We start from the raw sequence: 19774 nt of genomic DNA, 5'->3' as shown, positions 1-19774 counted from the left end.
GAAAAATGGAAATCCGCGTCTCTGGCCACCAGATCGAAACCGGCGAAGCGCTGCAGGCGCATGTGTCGGATCGGATGAACGCGATTGCCGACAAATATTTCTCCCGGGCGATCGGCGCACACGCCACCTTTGGCAAAGGCCCGCACGACAGTTTCCAGTGTGACATCGTTGCGCATGTGATGCAGGGGCTGGTGCTCAAGGGGCATGGCCAGGCGCAAGATGCGCATGTGGCGTTTGAGGGCGCCGCCGAGCGCATCGAAAAGCAGCTGCGACGCTATATGCGGCGCCTGAAGGACCATAATAATGGCGCTGCGGTGCCGTCACCGACAGTTGACGAGATCGAAGAAAACGCAGGCTATACGGTGTTCGACGCCGGCGACGACGATGATGCCGGCGATGCCCCCGCAATCATCGCCGAAACGCGGGTCGATATTCCGAATAGCAGCGTGTCCGATGCGGTCATGATGCTCGACCTGCGCAACACCAACGCCCTGTTGTTCGTCAACAGCAAGACCGGTACACACAACATGGTGTATCGCCGCGATGACGGGACGATCGGCTGGGTCGAACCACGATAGGACTGGATTTTCTTCGCCAACCGGCATAAGGGCCGCGCCCAACAACGTCCTATGCCGGTATGGCGGGGCGCCGGACTCACCGATCCGCGATCATCGTTACGGAACAACCGGCCCCTTGCCCGGTGGCTATACAGATTTGACCAGACCCATGAACCTTTCCTCCCTTTTGTATCCGGCGACCGTGCGCGCGCATGTGCCGATCGATTCGAAAAAAGCGCTGTTTCCTCTCGTCGGTGACCTCGCCAGCCGCTCGCTCGGCCTCGACGCGGGCGAAGTCAGCGAAGCGCTGCTCGAACGCGAGCGGCTCGGTTCGACCGGGTTCGGGCGCGGGATCGCGCTGCCACATGCCAAATTGGCGGACCTGACCGGGGTCCGCGGCCTTTTCCTGCAACTGTCGCGGCCGATCGATTTCAACGCGGTCGATGGGCTGCCGGTGGACCTGCTGTTCGTGCTGTTGTCGCCGCTTGACGCCGGCGCGGATCATCTCAAGGCGCTCGCCGGGGTTTCGCGTATGCTGCGTAACGAAGCGATCGCTGAACGGCTGCGCGGTGCAAAGAGCGACGAGGCGCTATACGCGCTGCTCGCCGACACCGAAACGCGTGACGCGGCCTAACGTCGCGGCGCTGACCGTGCCATGACGCGGCTGACCAGCCGCTTCCTCGTCGACCTGTTGCTGCGCCGCACCGAATCGGCTGGCGGTTTTGCGACGATCCTCGTCAAAGGCGACGAGCATTCGGGAACAATCCTTGTCCAATGCACCGAGCGCGGCCAGCCCGGCCCGCTACTCGAACGGCGCTTTTCACCGACTGGCCGCCATATCTGGGAGGCCGTCGGCCCCGATGACCCCAAAGATGGTGAATCGCGCGCGAACTACCAGGACCGGCGACAAAAGGCGGATCCCGATTTGTGGATCGTAGAACTGGACATCGCAGATGCGCCACAACTCGTCGCGGAATGGGCGACGTTAACTTGACTCTGTTGCGCTGCACAATAGGTGGCGCCCATTCGATAACGCGTAGGTCGTCCCGTGGGTTGCATCGTCTTGGCGATGCCCCGGCAAAATGGGATGGACACGCAGTCGGACGATGACCGCAGGCGGTATTGGGCCATAGCCCCCCACCTGTTTTGAGAGGTTCGGTTCATCGGCCGCACTTTTGACGGACATAATGAGTCGTATTTTGAACGTAGCCAGCGTGGCTGCCGTCGGCATGACTGCCGCCACCATGCTGCTTTTGGCGGAACCCGGCTTTGCAAGCGATCTTGCCGCCGACGCCAATCTTCCCGCCCTCATCGCCCCCAGCGCCGATGCGCCGGTTGTGGCTGAACAGGCGGATCTGTCGATCAAGGCCGATGCGCCGATCGACGGAATCAACGAAAATACCGATGAAGCGCCGGCCCCGGAATCCAAACCGGCCCCGGTCACCGCCGAATCGCTCGCTGCGCTCGTCGCTGCGACCCCTCGCCCGGCGGACCTGGATCCCGAGCTGCGCTGCCTTGCCGGCACCGTTTATTTCGAGTCGCGCGGCGAATCGCTCGTCGGCCAGCTCGCGGTCGCGCATGTCGTGATCAATCGCGCCCAGTCGGGCCGCTTCCCCAAAAGCCTGTGCGGCGTCGTCCATCAGCGCAGCCAGTTCAGCTTTGTCCGTGGCGGCAGGATGCCGGCGATCCGCGAAGGCGCGCAGTGGAACAACGCCATTGCGATCGCGCAGATCGCCCGCGACGGCAGCTGGAAGAATCATGCACCGGGCGCGCTGTTCTTCCACGCCCGCTATGTCTCGCCGGGCTGGCGCAAGACGCGCATCGCACAGATCGACAACCACATCTTCTATCGCTGAGGCGCAAGACGACGCGACGCGGCAGCATCCCATTCATTGCCAAGCCATATTTGGTGGCGCATGATAACCCGATGACGCGTCAAATTTCTGTCGCCCTGCTCTGCGCAGCGGCGCTTTCGTTCGGTGGCTGTGCCACCGCGGTGCCGCCGGTTGAGGTCACTCGCTTTCATAACGCTGTGCCCAGCTGGGCGCCGGGGACGCGATACGCCATCGCAACCGCGCCGCTCGACGGGCCGGGCGCGGGCATGCCGTCGCTCGAATGGAACAGCTATCGTTCTGCGGTCGACCAGCAATTGCAGCGCCAGGGGCTGGTCGCCGCCGGGACCAACGAACGCGCCCCGTTGCTGGTCCGGATCGCCTTTGAACGCAGCGAACAACCGCTAGAGGGGCGCCGCTCGCCCGTATCGGTCGGGGTCGGCGGTTCGACCGGCAGCTATGGCTCGGGGGTTGGACTCGGTATCGGCATCAACCTTGGCGGCGGTCCCAAGCGGATGGCCGACATGCAGCTTTCGGTGCGCATCGACGATGCCGCGACCGGGCAGGCGTTGTGGGAAGGCCGCGCGCTCGCGGCAATCCCGGTAAAGGCGCCCGCGTCGCAACCGTCGCTTGCCGCAGCAAAATTGGCCGAGGCCCTATTCAAGGACTTCCCCGGCGAATCGGGACGCACTATCAGCGTCCCATGACTATCACCATCAACGCCGCGTTCGACAGCGGCAACATCGTCGTGGACGCCATCGACGGCACGTCCGCCCGCCTGTCGATCCGCAAGGACCGCGACTCCGATTTCTTTCAGTGGTTCCATTTCCGCGTGTCGTGCGCGGTCGGCGATGCGCTTGAACTCGCTATCACCGGGCTCGATGCCTCGGCTTATCCCGACGGCTGGCCGGGTTATGCGGCCTGCGCGAGCTACGACCGCGACTATTGGTTTCGCCTCGATACCAGCTATCAGGCCGGCACGCTGACCATCCGCCACACCGCCGAAAGCCCGATCCTCTACCTCGCTTATTTCGCGCCCTTTTCGATGGAGCGACACCACGACCTGATCGCCTCGGTCGCCGAGTGCGAAGGCGTCACCTATCGATGCCTCGGCACCAGCCTCGAAGGCCAGCCGATCGACTGCCTCGAAATGGGGAGCGGCGATACGCAGGTGTGGCTCTATGCGCGCCAGCATCCGGGCGAGAGCATGGCCGAATGGTGGGTCGAGGGTGCGCTCGAAAAGCTCACTGACCCCGCCGATCCGCATGCGCGCTCACTACTGAAGAAATGCCGTTTCCACATTGTCCCCAACATGAACCCCGACGGGTCGCGGCGCGGCCATTTGCGCACCAATTTCGCGGGGGTAAACCTCAACCGCGAATGGGACAATCCGACGGCGGAGCGCAGCCCTGAAGTGCTGTGCGTGCGCAGCGCGATGGACGAAAGCGGGGTCGATTGGGCGATGGACGTCCATGGCGACGAAGCGATCCCGGCGGTTTTCCTCGCGGGATTTGAAGGTATCCCGTCGCTGAAGCCCGAGCAGTTGAAAAAATACAAGGCTTTCCAGACCGCGCTCGCGGCGAACACGCCCGATTTCCAGGTCGCACTTGGCTACAGCGAATCGGCGCCGGGCAAGGCGAATCTGTCGATGTCGACGACCCAGCTCGCCGAGCGCTTCGGCGCGGTGTCAATGACGATCGAAATGCCGTTCAAGGACAATGACGACCTTCCCGACCCGGTCGCGGGCTGGTCGCCCGAGCGCTCGAAGCTGCTGGCGCACGCGTGTCTAGCGACGCTGGACCAGATGCTGTGATACACAGCGCGGGGGACGGGGCCTGGCGGATTGTCGAAGACGATCTGTCCGGCGCCGCGATCCGCGCGTTGCTGGAACAGCATTTCGCGGGGATGCTGGCGAACTCGCCCGCGGGCAGCTGTCATTTTCTCGATTTTGACGGGCTTAATGCCGACGATGTGACCTTCTGGTCGATCCATGATGGTGAGGCACTGGCGGGGTGCGGCGCGCTCAAGACGCTCGATGCCGAACATGGCGAGATCAAGTCGATGCGCACCGCCGACGCCTTCCTGCGCCGCGGCGTTGCCGCACGCTTGCTCGACCATATTATCGCCGAAGCGCATGGCCGCGGGCTGAAACGGCTCAGTCTGGAAACCGGTTCAGGCGCGCCGTTCGAACCCGCGATTGCGCTCTACCGCCGCTATGGCTTCGACGATTGCGCCCCCTTCGCAGACTATAAACCCGACCCGTTTAGCCGCTTCATGACGCGCGCGCTTTAGAAACGAAAACGGGGTCCGGAAGGGACTCCGGACCCCGTTCGTTACGCCTTGGGAGCGTGCGTTGGCAGGCCTTACGCCGCCTGCTTGTCCTCGACCAACGTCGGGGTCGCGTTGCCGCCGATCGCGATCTTGTGCGGCTTCATCGCCTCGGGCACCTCGCGCACCAGGTCGATGATCAGCAGCCCGTCGGCCAGGTCGGCGGCGCTCACGCGCACGAAATCGGCGAGCTGGAAGCGGCGCTCGAACGCGCGCGTCGCAATGCCGCTATACAGCAGCTGCCGCTCTTCGCCTTCGGCGGCGGGCGCCTTGCGGCCGCTGACGGTCAGCATATTCTGCTGCGCGACGATCTCGATTTCGTCGCTCTTGAAACCGGCGACCGCCACGGTGATGCGGAAATGATCGTCGGCGACCTTTTCGATGTCGAACGGCGGATAATTTTCCGCCCCCGAACCACTGGTTTCAAGGAAATCGAAAAGCCGATCGAAACCGACGGTCGAACGGCGATAGGGGGTCCAGTCAAAACTGTTACGCATGGTCTTTCTTCCTTTCCTAAAAGCGAAGTCAGGGACCGCGGCGGCGCGCCGCGATCGCCACCCGGCCCCGTTTCGGCGACCGGATGCTGCAAATCTGGGTGCGCGTGAAACCATTTCAAGAGGGTGATTGGCGTTCATGCGAAAGCCACGCTAAGGGGCAGTCAAACGCCCCGTCCGAAGGATCCGAAATGCCCCAGCTCATCCTCATCCGTCATGGCCAGTCGCAGTGGAATCTCGAAAACCGCTTTACCGGCTGGTGGGACGTCGACGTCACCGAAAAGGGCGTGGCCGAGGCGTGGGCGGCGGGCGAGTTGATGAAGGCCAAGGGCATCGCGCCCGACTCCTGCTTCACCTCGGTCCAGTCGCGCGCGATCAAGACGCTCAATCTGGCGCTCGAGGCGATGGGACGCTTGTGGCTACCGGTGACCAAGGACTGGCGTTTGAACGAGCGTCATTATGGCGGGCTGACCGGGCTCGACAAGGCCGAGACCGCGGCGAAGCATGGCGACGATCAGGTCAAGATCTGGCGCCGCAGCTTCGACATCCCGCCGCCACCGCTCGAGCCGGGCTCGCCCTGGAATCTCGCCAGCGATCCGCGCTACGCGGGCATCGCCATCCCCTCAGCCGAAAGCTTGAAAGACACGATCGAGCGTGTGCTCCCCTATTATGAAGCCTCGATCGTGCCCGAGCTTGCCGCGAGCAAAACCGTGCTGATCTCGGCCCATGGCAACAGCCTGCGCGCGTTGGTCAAGCATCTGTCGGGCATTTCGGACGCCGATATCACCAGCCTGGAAATTCCGACCGGCCAGCCGATTGTTTACGAACTGAACGCCGATCTGACTGCGCGCGAGCGCTATTATCTGAGCGAGCGGTAAAAAAAGGCGGCGCGGCGCCCTTGCCTCGTCCTCCGGGCGTCGCCGGAATAACTGTGCTTAAATCGTCCCCGTCATGGTCAGCTGGACATATTGCCCGAACTTGCGCCGCCGGCTTTCGCTGAAAGCGACCGGCCCGTCACGGCGATCGACGAACACGGTGCGGTCGAATGCGTCGATCATCCCGGCCAGATTGCGATACGACAGCTTCACCGTAAACCCGGCGACATCCTTATGCTCGACAAAGGCGGTGACGAATGCGCCGTCTGTGTAGTCGTTCTCGATCGCGCCGAGCCGCAGATTGGGGCTGTAGCGCTCATCGAAATAGCCCGCCCCCCACGCCAGCTTCGATCCCGGAATGTCATGCCGCAGGCTCACATCGACCAGATATTCCTGCCCCTGGCTCTGGTTGCGCCATCCGTCGGTCAGCGGATCGCGCACCCGGTTGCGGCGCCAGGTCAGGTCGCTGTTGATGCGCGCCCCTTTCCAGCCCAGCCGGTCGAGCAACAGCGTCGCCTTTGAACTGATGCGATAGAGATGGGCGCCCGGCAGGTTGCCGCGGCCTTCGGTGGTCGGCGACAGCGGGATCTGATCGACCAGATCCTGCGCATAGGCATAAGCGAAGGCGACCGAGGCATTGCCCCATGCGCCCATGTCCTGAACGAACTCCAGCTCGGTTCGGTTCAAAACAGGGGGCACCAGCAACCCGTTGCCACCATTGCCCTGCCCATTGGCGACATCGACCGAACTGGCGAAATCAAAGAAATTGAGCTGATCGACGCGGCGCTGCACGAACCAGTTGACGGTCGTCTTGGCGCCCAGCTTCCACGCCAGCGCGAGCTTGCCCTTGGGACGAATAAAGCGGCGGGTCAGCCCGCCCGGGCCGGATGACGACAACCCGCTATATTCGGCGCCAAGGTTGATCTGCGCGGTCAGGTTGGACGCGAGTGCACGCCCCCAGGTCAGTGACGCTTCGCCGCGTCTTTCCTCGACCTGGGTCGTCTCGCCGCCGAAGATGATCGGCAGGAAACTGCCGTCGGGTTGCAACGTGGCAAATTCGGCGTCGACGTCGAGCGTGTTGTAGGCGCCCTCCAGCGCAACCTGCCAGTCGGTGCCGCCCGCGGTGCGCCAACTATATTCGCCGCGCAGGATCGATTCGCTCTCATCGGCGCGCTGCGTGAAGCGCTCGCCCGACCTCACGCCGAACTCGCGCTCGACGACGAAGCTGTCGACGACAGGACTGTGTTCAAAGCGATAGAGCGAGATCAGCTTCAGCCGACCCTTGCCCAGCCCCAGCTCATAATCGCCGCCGATGTCGAAATTATACTCATTCTCGGTGAAGCGGAATTTCTCGGTCACCCGGCCGAAGACGGGCTGGACCGAAGAACCCGTCACCTGATCGCGTAGCAGCTGCAGCTGCCCGCCGGCGTTGAAGTTCCACTTGTTGCCGTTCACCGTCGTGCGCGCGAGCGCCGCCGACAGTCGCGGCCGGTCGCCGTCATAAGCGCCGAACTCGTCGCGCACGAACCGCAGGTCGCCATTGCCGTCAAAGCGTTGTTCTGGCCCCCAATGCCCCTGCCGAGTGGCATCATTTTTCAGACTGAGCGTGACATTGGTGCCGCCGAGCCGACTGGTTGTCGAAACCTCGCCGTTCAACCAATTGTCGGCAATCCGCGGTCGCCATTCGGGTTGCCAGCGCATTGTCGTCGTAAAGCCAGCTTGCGCCGCCCCCGCGACCAGAACCACATTGGCGACCTGACCGGTCAGGCCGGGGACGTCCAGGCTCGCACCATCGACGATATCGATATAGGCCACTTGCATGGCGGCAATGCGTTGCAGCGCACTGCGCGCATCGGTCGATTTGTTGGCGATACGCTCGCCGTTGATCAGGACATTCTGCGTAGCGGCTCCCAGTCCGCGCTCACCGCCGTTGGTGCCGGTGACGATCAGGAAGCCCGGGACCTTCTCGACCATGTCGAGCGCGGTGCGCGGCGAAAAGCTGGCGAAATCGCTCTGGGTGTAACGCTGCGCGCCGTTGGCGGGCGTTTCGATAGCCGGGGTAGGGTCAAGTGCGACTTCTTGCGCCTTCGCCAACGTCGGCGAGCAGGCCATAGCCATGGCCAGCGACGAAACAGCTGAAATGCGACGCATGGTTTCCTCCCCCAACCGGACACGCCGGCGGCGGGCGTTCCGCGCGCTGCTTTGGGCAGGGCGATCGCAAAACGATGTCAAACTTCTACCAACCCGACGCAGCATTCGACGAGCGGCAATGGGGCTTCAGTCGCGCAGCAGCTCGTTGATGCCGGTCTTGGCGCGCGTCTTGGCATCGACGCGTTTGACGATCACGGCGCAGTACAGCGACGGGCCGGGCGAGCCGTCGGGTAACGGCTTACCGGGCAGCGCGCCGGGAACAACCACCGCATAGGGCGGCACTTCGCCGATGAAAATCTCACCCGTCGCGCGGTCGACGATCTTGGTCGAGGCGCCGAGATAGACGCCCATCGACAGAACCGCGCCCTCGCGCACGATCACGCCTTCGGCGACTTCGGCGCGCGCGCCGATGAAGGCGCCATCTTCGATCACCACCGGTCCGGCCTGCAGCGGTTCGAGCACCCCGCCGATCCCGGCGCCGCCCGACAGATGGACGTTGGCGCCAATTTGCGCGCAGCTGCCGACGGTGGCCCAGGCATCGACCATCGACCCTTCACCGACATAGGCGCCGATATTGACGAAGCTGGGCATCAGCACCGCGCCCTTGCTGATAAAGGCGCCGCGGCGGACGATCGCACCGGGTACAGCTCGGAAACCCGCGTCGCGAAAACGATTCTCGCCCCACCCGGCAAACTTCGACGGCACCTTGTCCCACCAGCGCGCGTCGCCGGGGCCACCTTCGATGAGTTCCATGTCGTTGAGTCTAAACGATAGCAGCACCGCTTTTTTCAGCCATTGATTGACCTGCCATGTCCCCCCAGCGTCACGCTCGGCGACGCGCAAGCTGCCGTCGTCGAGCCCGGCGAGCGCGGTGTCGACCGCCTCGCGCACGGTACCCTGCGTTGTCAGCCCCAAAGCGTCGCGCGCTTCCCACGCGGCGTCGATCGTCGATTGCAGTTCGGTCGTCATGAAATCCCCCAGGGTGCAGGCAAGCTATCGAGCCAGTCGGCAAGGTCGCTGACGTGAAAATCGACCTGGTCCGGCAGGTGGTCGCGATGGCCGCTTTCGCTGCCATTGTCCAGCCAGACGGTGGTCATCCCCAGCGCCTTGGCCGGGGTCAGGTTGCGCGCCATATCTTCGACAAACAGGCTGCGCGCCGGGTCGATGCCCAGATGCGTAATCATCGTCGCATAGGCCGCTGGATCGGGCTTGGGCATATAGCCGGTGGCGCGAATGTCGCAGATGCCGCCGAACAGGTCGGCGATGCCACGCGCATCGAGCACGCGCGCGGCATAATCGGCATCGGCGTTGGTAAACACCAGCTTGCGCCCGGGCAGCCGCGCCAATCCCGCGCGCAGCCGTGCGTCGGGCGCGATCCGGTCGAGGGCGATGTCATGGACGTCGACCAGAAAATCTTCGGGATCGACGCCATGGTGACGCATCAACCCCGCCATGGTCGTGCCATGGTCGTGAAAATAAAGCTTCTGCACCCGCCGCGCCTCGACCGCATCGCAATCGAGCAGCCGCATGATGAAGGCACCCATGCGCTCGTCGATCAGGTCGAACAGCTGTGCTGACGGCGGATAGAGCGTGTTGTCGAGATCGAAGATCCAGCAATCGATATGGTGAAGCGGGACGGGCATGGCGGGGCGGCGCATAAAGGGTGGAAGAAGCGGCGGCAAGACCAGCAAATTGGATCCTCCCCATCGCTGCGCGACAGGGAGGATTGGAACTCCGGATTAACACCTCTTTGCTACCGCTTCGCTATTCGCTCCGCTAGGCTAGCGGCGGTCAGGGCAAAAGGAATGGCGATGGTGCATCAGAACCGACGCAAAGGCGTCCGGCGGATGGCAGGGCGGCCTTTGCCCCTGCTGCTCAGCGTCGCGGCGCTATCGCTAGCCGGTTGCGGCGGCGGCGGTGGGGCGCGGCCTTCCCCGACACCGGTTCCGCCCGCGGCGCCCGCACCGACCCCGACGCCGGCCCCCGCACCAACCCCGACGCCCACGCCGCCACCGACGGGCAATTTCAACACTGCCGAAACGCGGCGATCGGACGGGGTCAACTTCCACGGCGCGATCACTGCCTATCAGGCGGGCGCGACGGGGCAGGGGATTTTGGCGGGGGTCATCGACGACGGCATCGACGCCGACAGCCCCGAATTTGCCGGTCGCATCTCGTCCTTCTCGGCCGACCTCGCCGGATCGCGCGGCATCAATGGCGAGGGCACGCACGGCACCAATGTCGCGCAGATATTGCTCGGAGCAAAGAATGACGCGGGCACGATGGGTATCGCCTATAATGCCAATCTGCTCGTACTACGCGCCGACCGCCCGGGCAGCTGCGCGACCGAAGATCCGACCAATGACGAAAGCGGGTGCCTGTTTCCTGAAAGCGCGATCGCCGCAGGGCTCGACCGCGCGGTGACGGCGGGCGCCCGCGTCGTCAATATCTCGCTGGGCGGCGACGACGGCCCCGGCGCGACGTTGCGCGCCGCGGTGCAGCGCGCAACCGCCGCCGGAATCATCGTGATCCTTTCGGCGGGTAACGAAGGCGACACGACGGCGGGGGGCAACGACCCGAACAACCCCGGTCTGTTTGCGCAAGGGCTTCGCGATGCCGGGGGTGGGCTCGTCATCATCGTCGGTTCGGTGGACGAAAACGGCGTACGTTCGGATTTCAGCAACCGCGCCGGCACTTATGCCGGATCCTATCTCGCGGCACTCGGCGAAGGAGTATGCTGCGCCTATAAAGACGGCGTGATCGAAACCAGCGGCAATTTTGTGTTCGTGATCAGCGGCACCAGCTTTGCCGCACCGCAAGTCGCCGGGGCGGTCGCATTGCTGGCCCAGGCATTTCCGAACCTTTCGAGCCAGCAGATCGTGCAATTGCTTTATCAATCGGCGCGCGATGCCGGGGCGGCGGGTGACGACGCGGTCTATGGACAGGGCGTGCTTGACATTGCGCGTGCGTTTCAGCCCATGGGGGCGACGACGCTCGCGGGGACGGCGACCGTTGTAAATCTGGGCAGCGCGCTTGGCATCCTGGGCGGGCCGATGGGCGATGCGGGCGCGGGGCGCGCCGGATCCACGATTGGGCTGGTAGCCGATGGCTTTGGCCGCGCGTTCAGCGTCGACTTCGGGCAGTCGCTGGCGCCGCGCCGCCCCGACTTCAAATTGTCGGGCGTGCTCGGCGGTCTTGTGCGCCAGCAAAGCGCCGGCAACCATATAACCGCGCTGTCGCTCGTCACTGCGACGGGTGCAAGCGGGGGCGATGCGCTGGCCGGGTTGTCGTTCCACGACGCGCGCATGGCGCGTACCCTTGCGGCGTCGGTGATGACGCGCCTCGATGCCCGGACGCGGATCGGCTTTGCCGCTGGCCGGGGAATCAGCGGCCTGCTCGCGGGCGAACGCGGCGAGCGCGGCCACGCGATGCTGATCGGTGATGGCGCGCACGACGGGCTGGGCTTCGCCGCGACCCCCGGGATCGGATTGGTGCTGCGTCACAACGTCGCGGCCAATCACTATGTCAGCATCATGATGGACGATGGCTGGGTGGCGGGCTCGCGCTGGCAGGACGATCCGCTGCTTCGTTATCGCTCGGGCCGCGACAGTCGCTACCAGCGGCTTGGCGCATCGTGGGATGCCCGGTTCGGACCCGCCCGCGCCGCGCTCGGGGGCAGCTGGCTGCGCGAATCGGACAGCCTGCTTGGCGCGCGGCTCGGTCCGGTTTTCGGGTCGGCTGGGGCAACCAGCCTGGTCGGTGACGCCAGCCTCGGCGTCGACCTCGCGAACGGGTGGAGCCTGTCGGGTGCGTGGCGCCAGATGTGGACTCGCCCCGCTGGCGGCGGGCTGGTCGCGGGCGGCACGCTATGGTCGTCGGCTTTCTCGTTCGACGTCGCCAAGGCGGGGTTGCTCCGTCCCGGCGACCGCGCGGCGCTCCGCTTTGCCCAGCCCATGCGCGTCGCGCGGGGCGGCATCGACCTCTTGCTGCCCGTCGCGCATGACTATGCCAGCGGCCGAACCGATTTCGGCCGCCGCACCTACAGTCTTGCGCCGACGGGGCGCGAACTGGTGATCGAGGCGAGCTATGCCTTGTCCCTGCTTGGCGGCGACCTGATCGCCAACAGCTGGGTCCGCCGCGATCCCGGCCATATCGCCGCGCTGTCCGACGACAAGGGCGCGGCGCTGCGCTTTACGCTCGGCTTCTGATCGGCTTTAACGGACCCCATACTCAAATCAGGGGATGCCAGCATGAAACCGATCCATTGCCTTCCGCTCGCGCTGCTCGGCGCGGCGCTCGTAACCCCGCTTGCTGCGCAGGCGCCCGCGCGCACCGTAATCCACGCCGGGCAATTGCTCGCCGAACCCGGCAAGCCGGTGCGTGGCGCGTCGACGATCGTCGTCGAAAACGGGCGCATCGTCAGTGTCGCCGACGGTTATCAGTCCGCCGAACCCGGCGCGACGCTGATCGACGTCAAGGACAAATATGTCCTCCCCGGCCTGATCGACAGCCATGTCCATCTGACCAGCGACGCGGGCGGCATCGCGGGGCAGTTGGAGGATGTCACGCTCAGCCCCGCAGCGCAGGCCTTCAATGCCGAGGTCAACGGGATGAAGACGCTGCGCGCGGGTTTTACCACGGTCCGCAACCTCGGCGATGGCGACGGCGCGACGCTGGCGCTGCGCGACGCGATCCTCGCGGGCAAGGTACAGGGGCCGCGCATCGTCGATGCGGGGGCCAGCATTTCGGGCAGCGCCGGGCATATGGACGGCTCGCTCGGCTATCGCGACGAGCTGCGGCCCTTTTTTGCAGGGGCGGGCAATACGTGCAACGGCGCCGACGATTGTCGCCGCGCGGTGCGGCTCCAGGTCGGGCGCGGCGCTGATGTGATCAAATTCGCCTCGACCGGCGGGGTCAACAGCCGCATTGGCGCCGGGCTGGGCAAACAGATGTTTGACGACGAGGCCAAGGCGATCGTCGAAACCGCCCAGTTGTTCGGCAAAAAAGTCGCGGTCCATGCCCATGGCGCCGATGGCATCCGCCTTGCGCTGACCGCAGGCGCCGATTCGATCGAGCATGGCACGATCCTCGACGAAGCGACGATGGCCCAATGGGCGAAATCGAAAACCTATTATGTCCCGACGCTGTCGACGGTGAATGGCTATAAGGAACGCATCGCGGCTAATCCGGGCGCCTATGAACCCGATGTGCTGGCCAAGATCAAATGGCGGATCGAAATCACCGGCAAGAGCCTGGAACAGCTCGTCCCGCGCGGAGTCAAGATCGCCTTCGGCACCGACGCCGGCGTATCGAAGCACGGCCGCAACGGCGACGAGTTCGAACTGATGGTGCAGCACGGCATGACCCCGGTCGCGGCGCTGAAGGCCGCAACGGTGAACGCCGCCGACCTGCTCGGCCTGTCGAATGAAATCGGCACCATCGCGCCGGGTAAGAGCGCCGACATCATCGCGGTCGCCAGCGACCCGATCGCCGATGTGCGGGCGCTGAAAAAGGTCGATTTCGTGATGGCGCGGGGCAGGGTGATCGACTGATCTCACCTTCCTCGTCATTGCAAGGAGCGAAGCGACGCGGCAATCCAGAGTAGGCGGTAACCGCTATGGATTGCTTCCCCCGGCTTTCGCCGGGGTCGCAATGACGATGGGTTATTGCGCTGGCGCGTCGCGCAGCCGTAGCCACTCCTCCAGTTTGGCAGCGTAGCCGCTGGTGTTGGCGGCGCTACTTGATGGCAGATCAATGACGGCGATGCTTTGCAGGGGCGGCAATTGCCGCCGTCCGATGGCCGCCGCCGTACCACCGTTAAATGCGATCATGCTCAGCTTGGGCAAGGTAGCCACCAGCGACGCTAGATCCTGCGCTTCAAACGCGCGAATCTCGCTGTCACTGCTCGACCGTCGTTCGGCGGTGCGGATCACGTCCCACAGGCCGATCTTCGCGGCGCGCAGCCGGGCCAGTCGGTCGTCGTAGGGCATCATTGCAAGCGGTTCGCCGATCACCGCACCGACCAGCCGCCAGAACTGGTTCGTCGGATGCGCATAATATTGCCGCTCGGCGAGCGACCGCGCACCGGGCAGGCTGCCGAGGATCAGCAGCCGGGTGTCGGGGGCGACCTGGGGTGCAAAGCTGGCGTGGCGGATCGCGGGCATCGGCCACCGATAGCCCGGCGGGCGTGGCGCAACAATCTTGCTCGCCCCTTGACCCTCAAGGGAATCACCGCTAGGGGCCGCGTCGATCGAAAGCGGCGCTTAACCGCCTTTTTCGGTTACAACAGCGCTGAACATTGCTGGCGCGGATGAAGCCTCCGGACGATCGAGATGATCAGCCGGGGTCTTTTGCTGTTACAAGGTTGCCCGTTTTCCGCGGATTTCTGCGGGACTTTGGACCAATGCTTCATCCACCGCGGTACAGTAACCGTTCGCTCCGATGGGCGAACATTTAAAGGTGAAGCATTCATGCCCACGATCAACCAGCTGGTCCGCAAGGGCCGGACTCCCCAGAAGGTGAAGTCCAAGGTCCCGGCGATGGACGCAAACCCGCAAAAGCGCGGCGTTTGCACCCGAGTCTATACGACGACCCCGAAAAAGCCGAACTCGGCGCTCCGTAAGGTTGCGAAGGTCCGCCTGACCAACCAGCGCGAAGTCATCACCTACATCCCCGGCGAAGGCCACAACCTTCAGGAACACAGCGTTGTGCTGATCCGCGGCGGCCGTGTCCGCGATCTTCCCGGTGTGCGTTACCACGTCCTGCGCGGCGTGCTCGATACGCAGGGTGTGAAGGACCGCAAGCAGAGCCGTTCGAAGTACGGCGCGAAGCGTCCGAAGTAAGGGCGCCGCTTTTTCTGGTGAATTGATCGTCCCGATGTCGCACCTGCGCCGGGACGCTGTTGGTAAAGGAATATCCTATGGCTCGTCGTCGTCGTCCTGAACGCCGCGAAATCCTGCCCGATCCCCGTTTCGGTGATACGGTGCTGTCGAAATTCATGAACAGCGTCATGCTGGACGGGAAAAAGTCGGTCGCCGAAAACATCGTTTACGGTGCGCTCGAATCGGTCGAAGCCCGCGCCAAGAAGGAACCGCTCGCCGTGTTCCACGAAGCGCTGGCGAATATCCGCCCGAACATCGAGGTCCGCAGCCGCCGCGTCGGCGGTGCGACCTATCAGGTTCCGGTCGAAGTCCGCCCCGACCGCGCGCAGGCGCTGGCGATCCGCTGGCTGATCACCGCGGCGCGCAACCGCAGCGAAACGACGATGGCCGCGCGCCTGTCGGGTGAGCTGCTCGACGCGTCGAACAACCGCGGCAACGCGGTGAAGAAGCGCGAAGATACCCACCGTATGGCCGAAGCGAACCGCGCTTTCAGCCACTACCGCTGGTAATTGCCGGGACGCTCCCCGTGTTCTGGGGGCGTCTCGCAATCGCAACAATTCTTCCTATATCGGGGGCGGCTCAACAGGCCGCCCCCCACATCCAAGGAAAAGACCATGGCACGCAGCCATCCGCTCCAAAATTATCGCAACTTTGGGATCATGGCGCACATCGACGCCGGCAAGACCACGACGACCGAGCGTATCCTTTACTACACCGGCAAGTCCTACAAGATCGGCGAAGTCCATGACGGCGCCGCGACGATGGACTGGATGGAACAGGAACAGGAACGCGGCATCACGATCACGTCGGCTGCCACGACCTGCCTGTGGAAGGCCGAAGAAGGCCAGGGTCCCGAGCATCGCCTGAACATCATCGACACCCCCGGCCACGTCGACTTCACCATCGAAGTCGAGCGCAGCTTGCGCGTCCTCGACGGTGCGATCACCGCCTTCGACGGCGTTGCCGGCGTTGAGCCGCAGTCGGAAACCGTGTGGCGTCAGGCCGACAAGTACAAAGTGCCGCGGATGTGCTTCGTCAACAAGCTCGACCGCACCGGCGCCGATTTCTATTATTGCGTCCAGACGATCATCGATCGCCTGGGTGCGACGCCCGCTGTGCTGTATCTGCCGATCGGCGCCGAAGGCGACTTCAAGGGACTCGTCGACCTCGTCAACGAGCGCGCGATCATCTGGAAGGACGAAAGCCTCGGCGCCGAATTCTTCTATGAAGCGATCCCCGCCGACCTCGTCGACAAGGCTGCCGAATATCGCGAAAAGCTCGTCGAGCTCGCCGTCGAACAGGACGACGACGCGATGGAAGCCTATCTCGAAGGCACCGTTCCCGACGTCGCCACGCTCAAGAAGCTGATCCGCAAGGGGACGCTGGCGCAGGCGTTCGTTCCGGTCCTCTGCGGCTCGGCGTTCAAGAACAAGGGTGTGCAGACGCTGCTCGACGCGGTTGTCGACTATCTGCCTTCGCCGCTCGACATTCCGGACGTGCAGGGCCTCAAGCTCGACGGCGAAACGCCCGATTCGCGTCCGCCCGCCGATGATGCGCCGCTGTCGCTGCTCGCCTTCAAGATCATGAACGACCCGTTCGTCGGCTCGCTCACCTTCGCCCGCATCTATTCGGGTACCCTGAACAAGGGCACGTACCTGAACTCGGTGAAGGACAAGAAGGAAAAGGTTGGCCGCATGCTGCTGATGCATGCGAACAGCCGCGAAGACATCGAGGAAGCCTATGCGGGCGACATTGTGGCGCTTGCCGGCCTCAAGGAAACCACCACCGGGGACACGCTCTGCGCCACCAATGCGCCGATCATCCTCGAGCGGATGGAATTCCCCGAGCCGGTCATCGAGCTGTCGGTGGAACCGAAGACCAAGGCCGACCAGGAACGCATGGGCATCGCGCTCAACCGTCTGGCTGCTGAGGATCCGTCGTTCCGCGTGTCGACCGACCATGAATCGGGCCAGACGATCATCAAGGGCATGGGCGAGCTTCACCTCGACATCCTCGTCGATCGAATGAAGCGCGAGTTCAAGGTCGAAGCGAACGTCGGCGCGCCACAGGTGGCGTACCGCGAATCGCTCGCGAAAGCGGTCGACGTCGACTATACCCACAAGAAGCAATCGGGTGGCTCGGGCCAGTTCGGCCGCGTCAAGGTGACCGTTGCTCCCGGCGAGCGCGGCGCGGGCATCACCTTCATCGACGAGATCAAGGGCGGCAACATTCCGCGCGAATATATCCCGTCGGTCGAAAAGGGCATGCGCGAGTCGGCTGAAAATGGTCACATGATCGGCTTCCCGATCATCGACTTCGAAATCCGTCTGACGGACGGCGCCTATCACGACGTCGACTCGTCGGCGCTGGCGTTCGAAATCGCAGGCCGTGCGGCGATGCGCGAAGTGGCGGCGAAGGCCGGCATCAAGCTGCTCGAGCCGGTGATGAAGGTCGAGGTTGTGACCCCTGAGGAATTCATGGGTGACGTGATCGGCGATCTCAACAGCCGTCGCGGCCAGATTCAGGGCACGGACAGCCGGGGTATCGCCCAGGTCGTCGAGGCGATCGTGCCGCTAGCGAACATGTTCGGCTATGTGAATCAGCTGCGCAGCTTCAGCCAGGGTCGCGCCAGCTACTCGATGCAATTCTCGCATTATGAAGAAGTGCCGACGAACGTCGCCGAAGAGGTGAAAGCCAAAATGGCGTAAGCTTTTTGCGGGGTGAACGGCTTTCGGGCCGCTTTCACCCCGCAGGGCTTGCCCTCTTCTGCAAAGCCGACTAATGGCGGCGCCTGTTTCATCAGGCGGTTCCGCCGAACGAACAATTTTCTGAGCATTTAGACACGCCAGACTAAGGACAAGGGTAAGATCATGGCCAAGGCAAAATTTGAGCGGAACAAGCCGCACTGCAACATCGGCACCATCGGTCACGTCGACCATGGCAAGACCTCGCTGACCGCAGCGATCACCAAGGTGCTCGCCGAAACGTCGGGCGGCGTCGCCGTCGACTTCGCGAACATCGACAAGGCGCCCGAAGAGCGCGAGCGCGGCATCACCATTTCGACCGCCCACGTCGAATATGAAACCGGCGCGCGTCACTATGCACACGTCGACTGCCCGGGCCACGCCGACTATGTGAAGAACATGATCACCGGTGCTGCCCAGATGGACGGCGCAATCCTGGTGGTGTCGGCCGCTGACGGCCCGATGCCGCAGACCAAGGAGCACATCCTGCTCGCCAAGCAGGTCGGCGTGCCGACCATGGTCGTCTTCCTGAACAAGGTCGACCAGCTGGACGATCCCGAACTGCTCGAACTCGTAGAGCTCGAAATCCGCGAAGAACTGTCGAAGCGCGACTTCGACGGCGACAATATCCCCATCATCCCGGGTTCGGCGCTTGCCGCTCTGGAAGGCCGCGACGACGCCATCGGCAAGGACGCGATCCTGAAGTTGATGGAAGCCGTCGACGCGTGGATCCCGCAGCCGGAACGTCCGCTCGACAAGCCCTTCCTGATGCCGATCGAAGACGTGTTCTCGATTTCGGGTCGCGGTACGGTTGTGACCGGTCGTATCGAAACCGGCATCGTCAAGGTTGGTGAAGAAGTCGAAATCGTCGGCATCAAGGACACCAAGAAGACCGTCGTGACCGGCGTCGAAATGTTCCGCAAGCTGCTCGACCAGGGCCAGGCTGGCGACAACGTCGGCGCGCTGATCCGCGGCGTCGGCCGTGAAGAAGTCGAGCGTGGCCAGGTTCTTTGCAAGCCCGGCACGATCAAGCCGCACACCGAATTCACTTCGGAAGTTTATGTGCTGTCGAAGGACGAAGGCGGCCGTCACACGCCATTCTTCGCCAACTATCGTCCGCAGTTCTACTTCCGCACCACCGACGTCACCGGCGAGGTCATCCTCCCCGAGGGCACCGAAATGGTGATGCCGGGCGACAACGTCCAGCTGGCCGTCAAGCTGATCGCACCGATCGCCATGGACCCGGGTCTGCGCTTTGCAATCCGCGAAGGCGGTCGTACCGTCGGCGCAGGGGTTGTGGCGACGATCACAAAGTAATATAGGGCCGCGAGCCGCCTGATTCGGAAGCGATTCGGGCGGCTCGTAGCTTAAAGATTTTTGATGGCCGGGCCGGCTTCCAGTAGGGGGCCGGAACAGGCCATTTCGGCTCTTTCGCATCGTCAGACGGGATTCGACTGGAATAGTCATGGAAACGCAGAATATTCGCATTCGCCTCAAGGCCTTTGATCACCGCGTGCTCGATCAGGCTACCACCGACATCGCCGACACGGCGCGTCGTACCGGAGCGCTTATTCGCGGCCCGATCCCGCTGCCGACGCGCATTGAAAAATTCACCGTGAACCGCGGCCCGCACATCGACAAAAAGTCGCGCGAGCAGTTCGAGGTGCGTACCCACAAGCGGCTGCTCGACATCGTGCAGCCCACCCCGCAGACGGTCGATGCGCTGATGAAGCTCGACCTTGCCGCGGGCGTGAACGTAGAAATCAAGCTGGCTTAAGCTAGCGACGCCCCGGCGCAGGCCGGGGTCTCTATCGGCAGACACTTCGGTGACTGCATTGTTCGGAGCGATCCGGACCGACGATAGGGTGGATACCGCCGGACCGCTTCCCTGGAAGCAACATGGTCCGGGCTG

At 63.8% G+C, this 19774-nt stretch carries 20 protein-coding genes; 15 read left to right on the top strand and 5 right to left on the bottom strand.

Annotation, left to right across the window (positions count from 1 at the left end):
* Nucleotides 1-5 precede the first annotated feature (5 nt).
* From hpf to B4F07_RS09750, 7 genes are all read left to right on the top strand, one after another.
* Nucleotides 6-578: a ribosome hibernation-promoting factor, HPF/YfiA family gene (gene hpf / locus B4F07_RS09780; RefSeq protein ID WP_293701230.1), complete on the top strand. Its 573-nt coding sequence runs from the start codon at nt 6-8 to the stop codon at nt 576-578.
* Nucleotides 579-726: 148 nt separating this feature from the next.
* Complete coding sequence (locus B4F07_RS09775) at nt 727-1191, top strand: PTS sugar transporter subunit IIA (RefSeq protein ID WP_293701231.1); 465 nt, start codon at nt 727-729, stop codon at nt 1189-1191.
* Between the two features lie 21 nt (nt 1192-1212).
* Entirely contained in the window at nt 1213-1551 is a 339-nt protein-coding gene (locus tag B4F07_RS09770) for a DUF1491 family protein (RefSeq protein WP_293701232.1), read from the top strand.
* 193 nt (nt 1552-1744) lie between these two features.
* Nucleotides 1745-2413 (top strand): cell wall hydrolase, encoded by a 669-nt coding sequence (locus B4F07_RS09765; RefSeq protein WP_293704743.1) that lies wholly within the window; start codon nt 1745-1747, stop codon nt 2411-2413.
* 71 nt (nt 2414-2484) lie between these two features.
* Complete coding sequence (locus B4F07_RS09760) at nt 2485-3096, top strand: DUF4136 domain-containing protein (RefSeq protein WP_293701234.1); 612 nt, start codon at nt 2485-2487, stop codon at nt 3094-3096.
* Complete coding sequence (locus B4F07_RS09755) at nt 3093-4202, top strand: M14 family metallopeptidase (protein WP_293701235.1); 1110 nt, start codon at nt 3093-3095, stop codon at nt 4200-4202. The genes B4F07_RS09760 and B4F07_RS09755 overlap by 4 nt, the downstream gene beginning before the upstream one ends.
* Nucleotides 4199-4681, top strand: coding sequence for a GNAT family N-acetyltransferase (locus B4F07_RS09750; protein WP_349681321.1), 483 nt, complete (start codon nt 4199-4201; stop codon nt 4679-4681). Before B4F07_RS09755 ends, B4F07_RS09750 begins: the two co-directional genes overlap by 4 nt.
* A gap of 71 nt (nt 4682-4752) precedes the next feature.
* Here B4F07_RS09750 and B4F07_RS09745 read toward each other — a convergent pair whose 3' ends face one another.
* The gene (locus tag B4F07_RS09745) at nt 4753-5214 is read right to left on the bottom strand and encodes an Hsp20 family protein (RefSeq protein WP_293701236.1); all 462 of its coding nucleotides are present in this window, start codon (nt 5212-5214) and stop codon (nt 4753-4755) included.
* 188 nt (nt 5215-5402) lie between these two features.
* On the opposite strand from B4F07_RS09745, the gene gpmA reads away from it, so the two are divergent.
* Nucleotides 5403-6089, top strand: coding sequence for a 2,3-diphosphoglycerate-dependent phosphoglycerate mutase (gene gpmA / locus B4F07_RS09740; RefSeq protein ID WP_293701237.1), 687 nt, complete (start codon nt 5403-5405; stop codon nt 6087-6089).
* Between the two features lie 57 nt (nt 6090-6146).
* Here gpmA and B4F07_RS09735 read toward each other — a convergent pair whose 3' ends face one another.
* The 3 genes from B4F07_RS09735 to B4F07_RS09725 form a co-directional block, all read right to left on the bottom strand.
* Nucleotides 6147-8237 carry a TonB-dependent receptor gene (locus tag B4F07_RS09735; protein ID WP_293701238.1) on the bottom strand — a complete coding sequence of 697 codons (2091 nt, stop codon included), beginning with the start codon at nt 8235-8237 and terminating at the stop codon, nt 6147-6149.
* Between the two features lie 126 nt (nt 8238-8363).
* Nucleotides 8364-9206, bottom strand: coding sequence for a 2,3,4,5-tetrahydropyridine-2,6-dicarboxylate N-succinyltransferase (gene dapD, locus B4F07_RS09730; protein ID WP_293701239.1), 843 nt, complete (start codon nt 9204-9206; stop codon nt 8364-8366).
* The gene (locus tag B4F07_RS09725) at nt 9203-9895 is read right to left on the bottom strand and encodes a pyrimidine 5'-nucleotidase (RefSeq protein WP_414711754.1); all 693 of its coding nucleotides are present in this window, start codon (nt 9893-9895) and stop codon (nt 9203-9205) included. Before B4F07_RS09725 ends, dapD begins: the two co-directional genes overlap by 4 nt.
* Before the next feature lie 189 nt (nt 9896-10084).
* Between B4F07_RS09725 and B4F07_RS09720 the strand changes: the two genes are divergently transcribed.
* Nucleotides 10085-12445, top strand: coding sequence for a S8 family peptidase (locus B4F07_RS09720; RefSeq protein WP_293704741.1), 2361 nt, complete (start codon nt 10085-10087; stop codon nt 12443-12445).
* A gap of 42 nt (nt 12446-12487) precedes the next feature.
* Entirely contained in the window at nt 12488-13789 is a 1302-nt protein-coding gene (locus B4F07_RS09715; protein ID WP_293701242.1) for a metal-dependent hydrolase family protein, read from the top strand.
* Nucleotides 13790-13900: 111 nt separating this feature from the next.
* Here the strand turns inward: B4F07_RS09715 and B4F07_RS09710 are convergent, their stop codons facing one another.
* Nucleotides 13901-14401, bottom strand: a complete 501-nt coding sequence (locus B4F07_RS09710; protein ID WP_293701243.1) for a DNA-deoxyinosine glycosylase — start codon at nt 14399-14401, stop codon at nt 13901-13903.
* A gap of 306 nt (nt 14402-14707) precedes the next feature.
* Here B4F07_RS09710 and rpsL point away from each other — a divergent pair, with 306 nt between their 5' ends.
* From rpsL to rpsJ, 5 genes are all read left to right on the top strand, one after another.
* Nucleotides 14708-15079: a 30S ribosomal protein S12 gene (gene rpsL / locus B4F07_RS09705; protein WP_037515637.1), complete on the top strand. Its 372-nt coding sequence runs from the start codon at nt 14708-14710 to the stop codon at nt 15077-15079.
* Between the two features lie 77 nt (nt 15080-15156).
* The gene (gene rpsG, locus B4F07_RS09700; protein WP_293701244.1) at nt 15157-15627 is read left to right on the top strand and encodes a 30S ribosomal protein S7; all 471 of its coding nucleotides are present in this window, start codon (nt 15157-15159) and stop codon (nt 15625-15627) included.
* A gap of 105 nt (nt 15628-15732) precedes the next feature.
* Nucleotides 15733-17826, top strand: coding sequence for an elongation factor G (fusA, locus tag B4F07_RS09695; RefSeq protein ID WP_293701245.1), 2094 nt, complete (start codon nt 15733-15735; stop codon nt 17824-17826).
* A 162-nt stretch (nt 17827-17988) separates the two neighbouring features.
* Nucleotides 17989-19179, top strand: coding sequence for an elongation factor Tu (tuf, locus tag B4F07_RS09690; RefSeq protein WP_088439845.1), 1191 nt, complete (start codon nt 17989-17991; stop codon nt 19177-19179).
* 148 nt (nt 19180-19327) lie between these two features.
* On the top strand, nt 19328-19639 hold the full coding sequence (gene rpsJ / locus B4F07_RS09685) for a 30S ribosomal protein S10 (protein WP_011543089.1): 312 nt from the start codon (nt 19328-19330) through the stop codon (nt 19637-19639).
* Nucleotides 19640-19774 lie beyond the last annotated feature (135 nt).

The organism is Sphingopyxis sp. UBA6723, from assembly GCF_002454115.1.
In the GTDB taxonomy this organism is placed as follows: Bacteria; Pseudomonadota; Alphaproteobacteria; order Sphingomonadales; family Sphingomonadaceae; genus Sphingopyxis.
The sequence above is the reverse complement of the archived record's forward strand: the minus strand, read 5'-3'. Positions and strand labels throughout refer to the sequence as shown.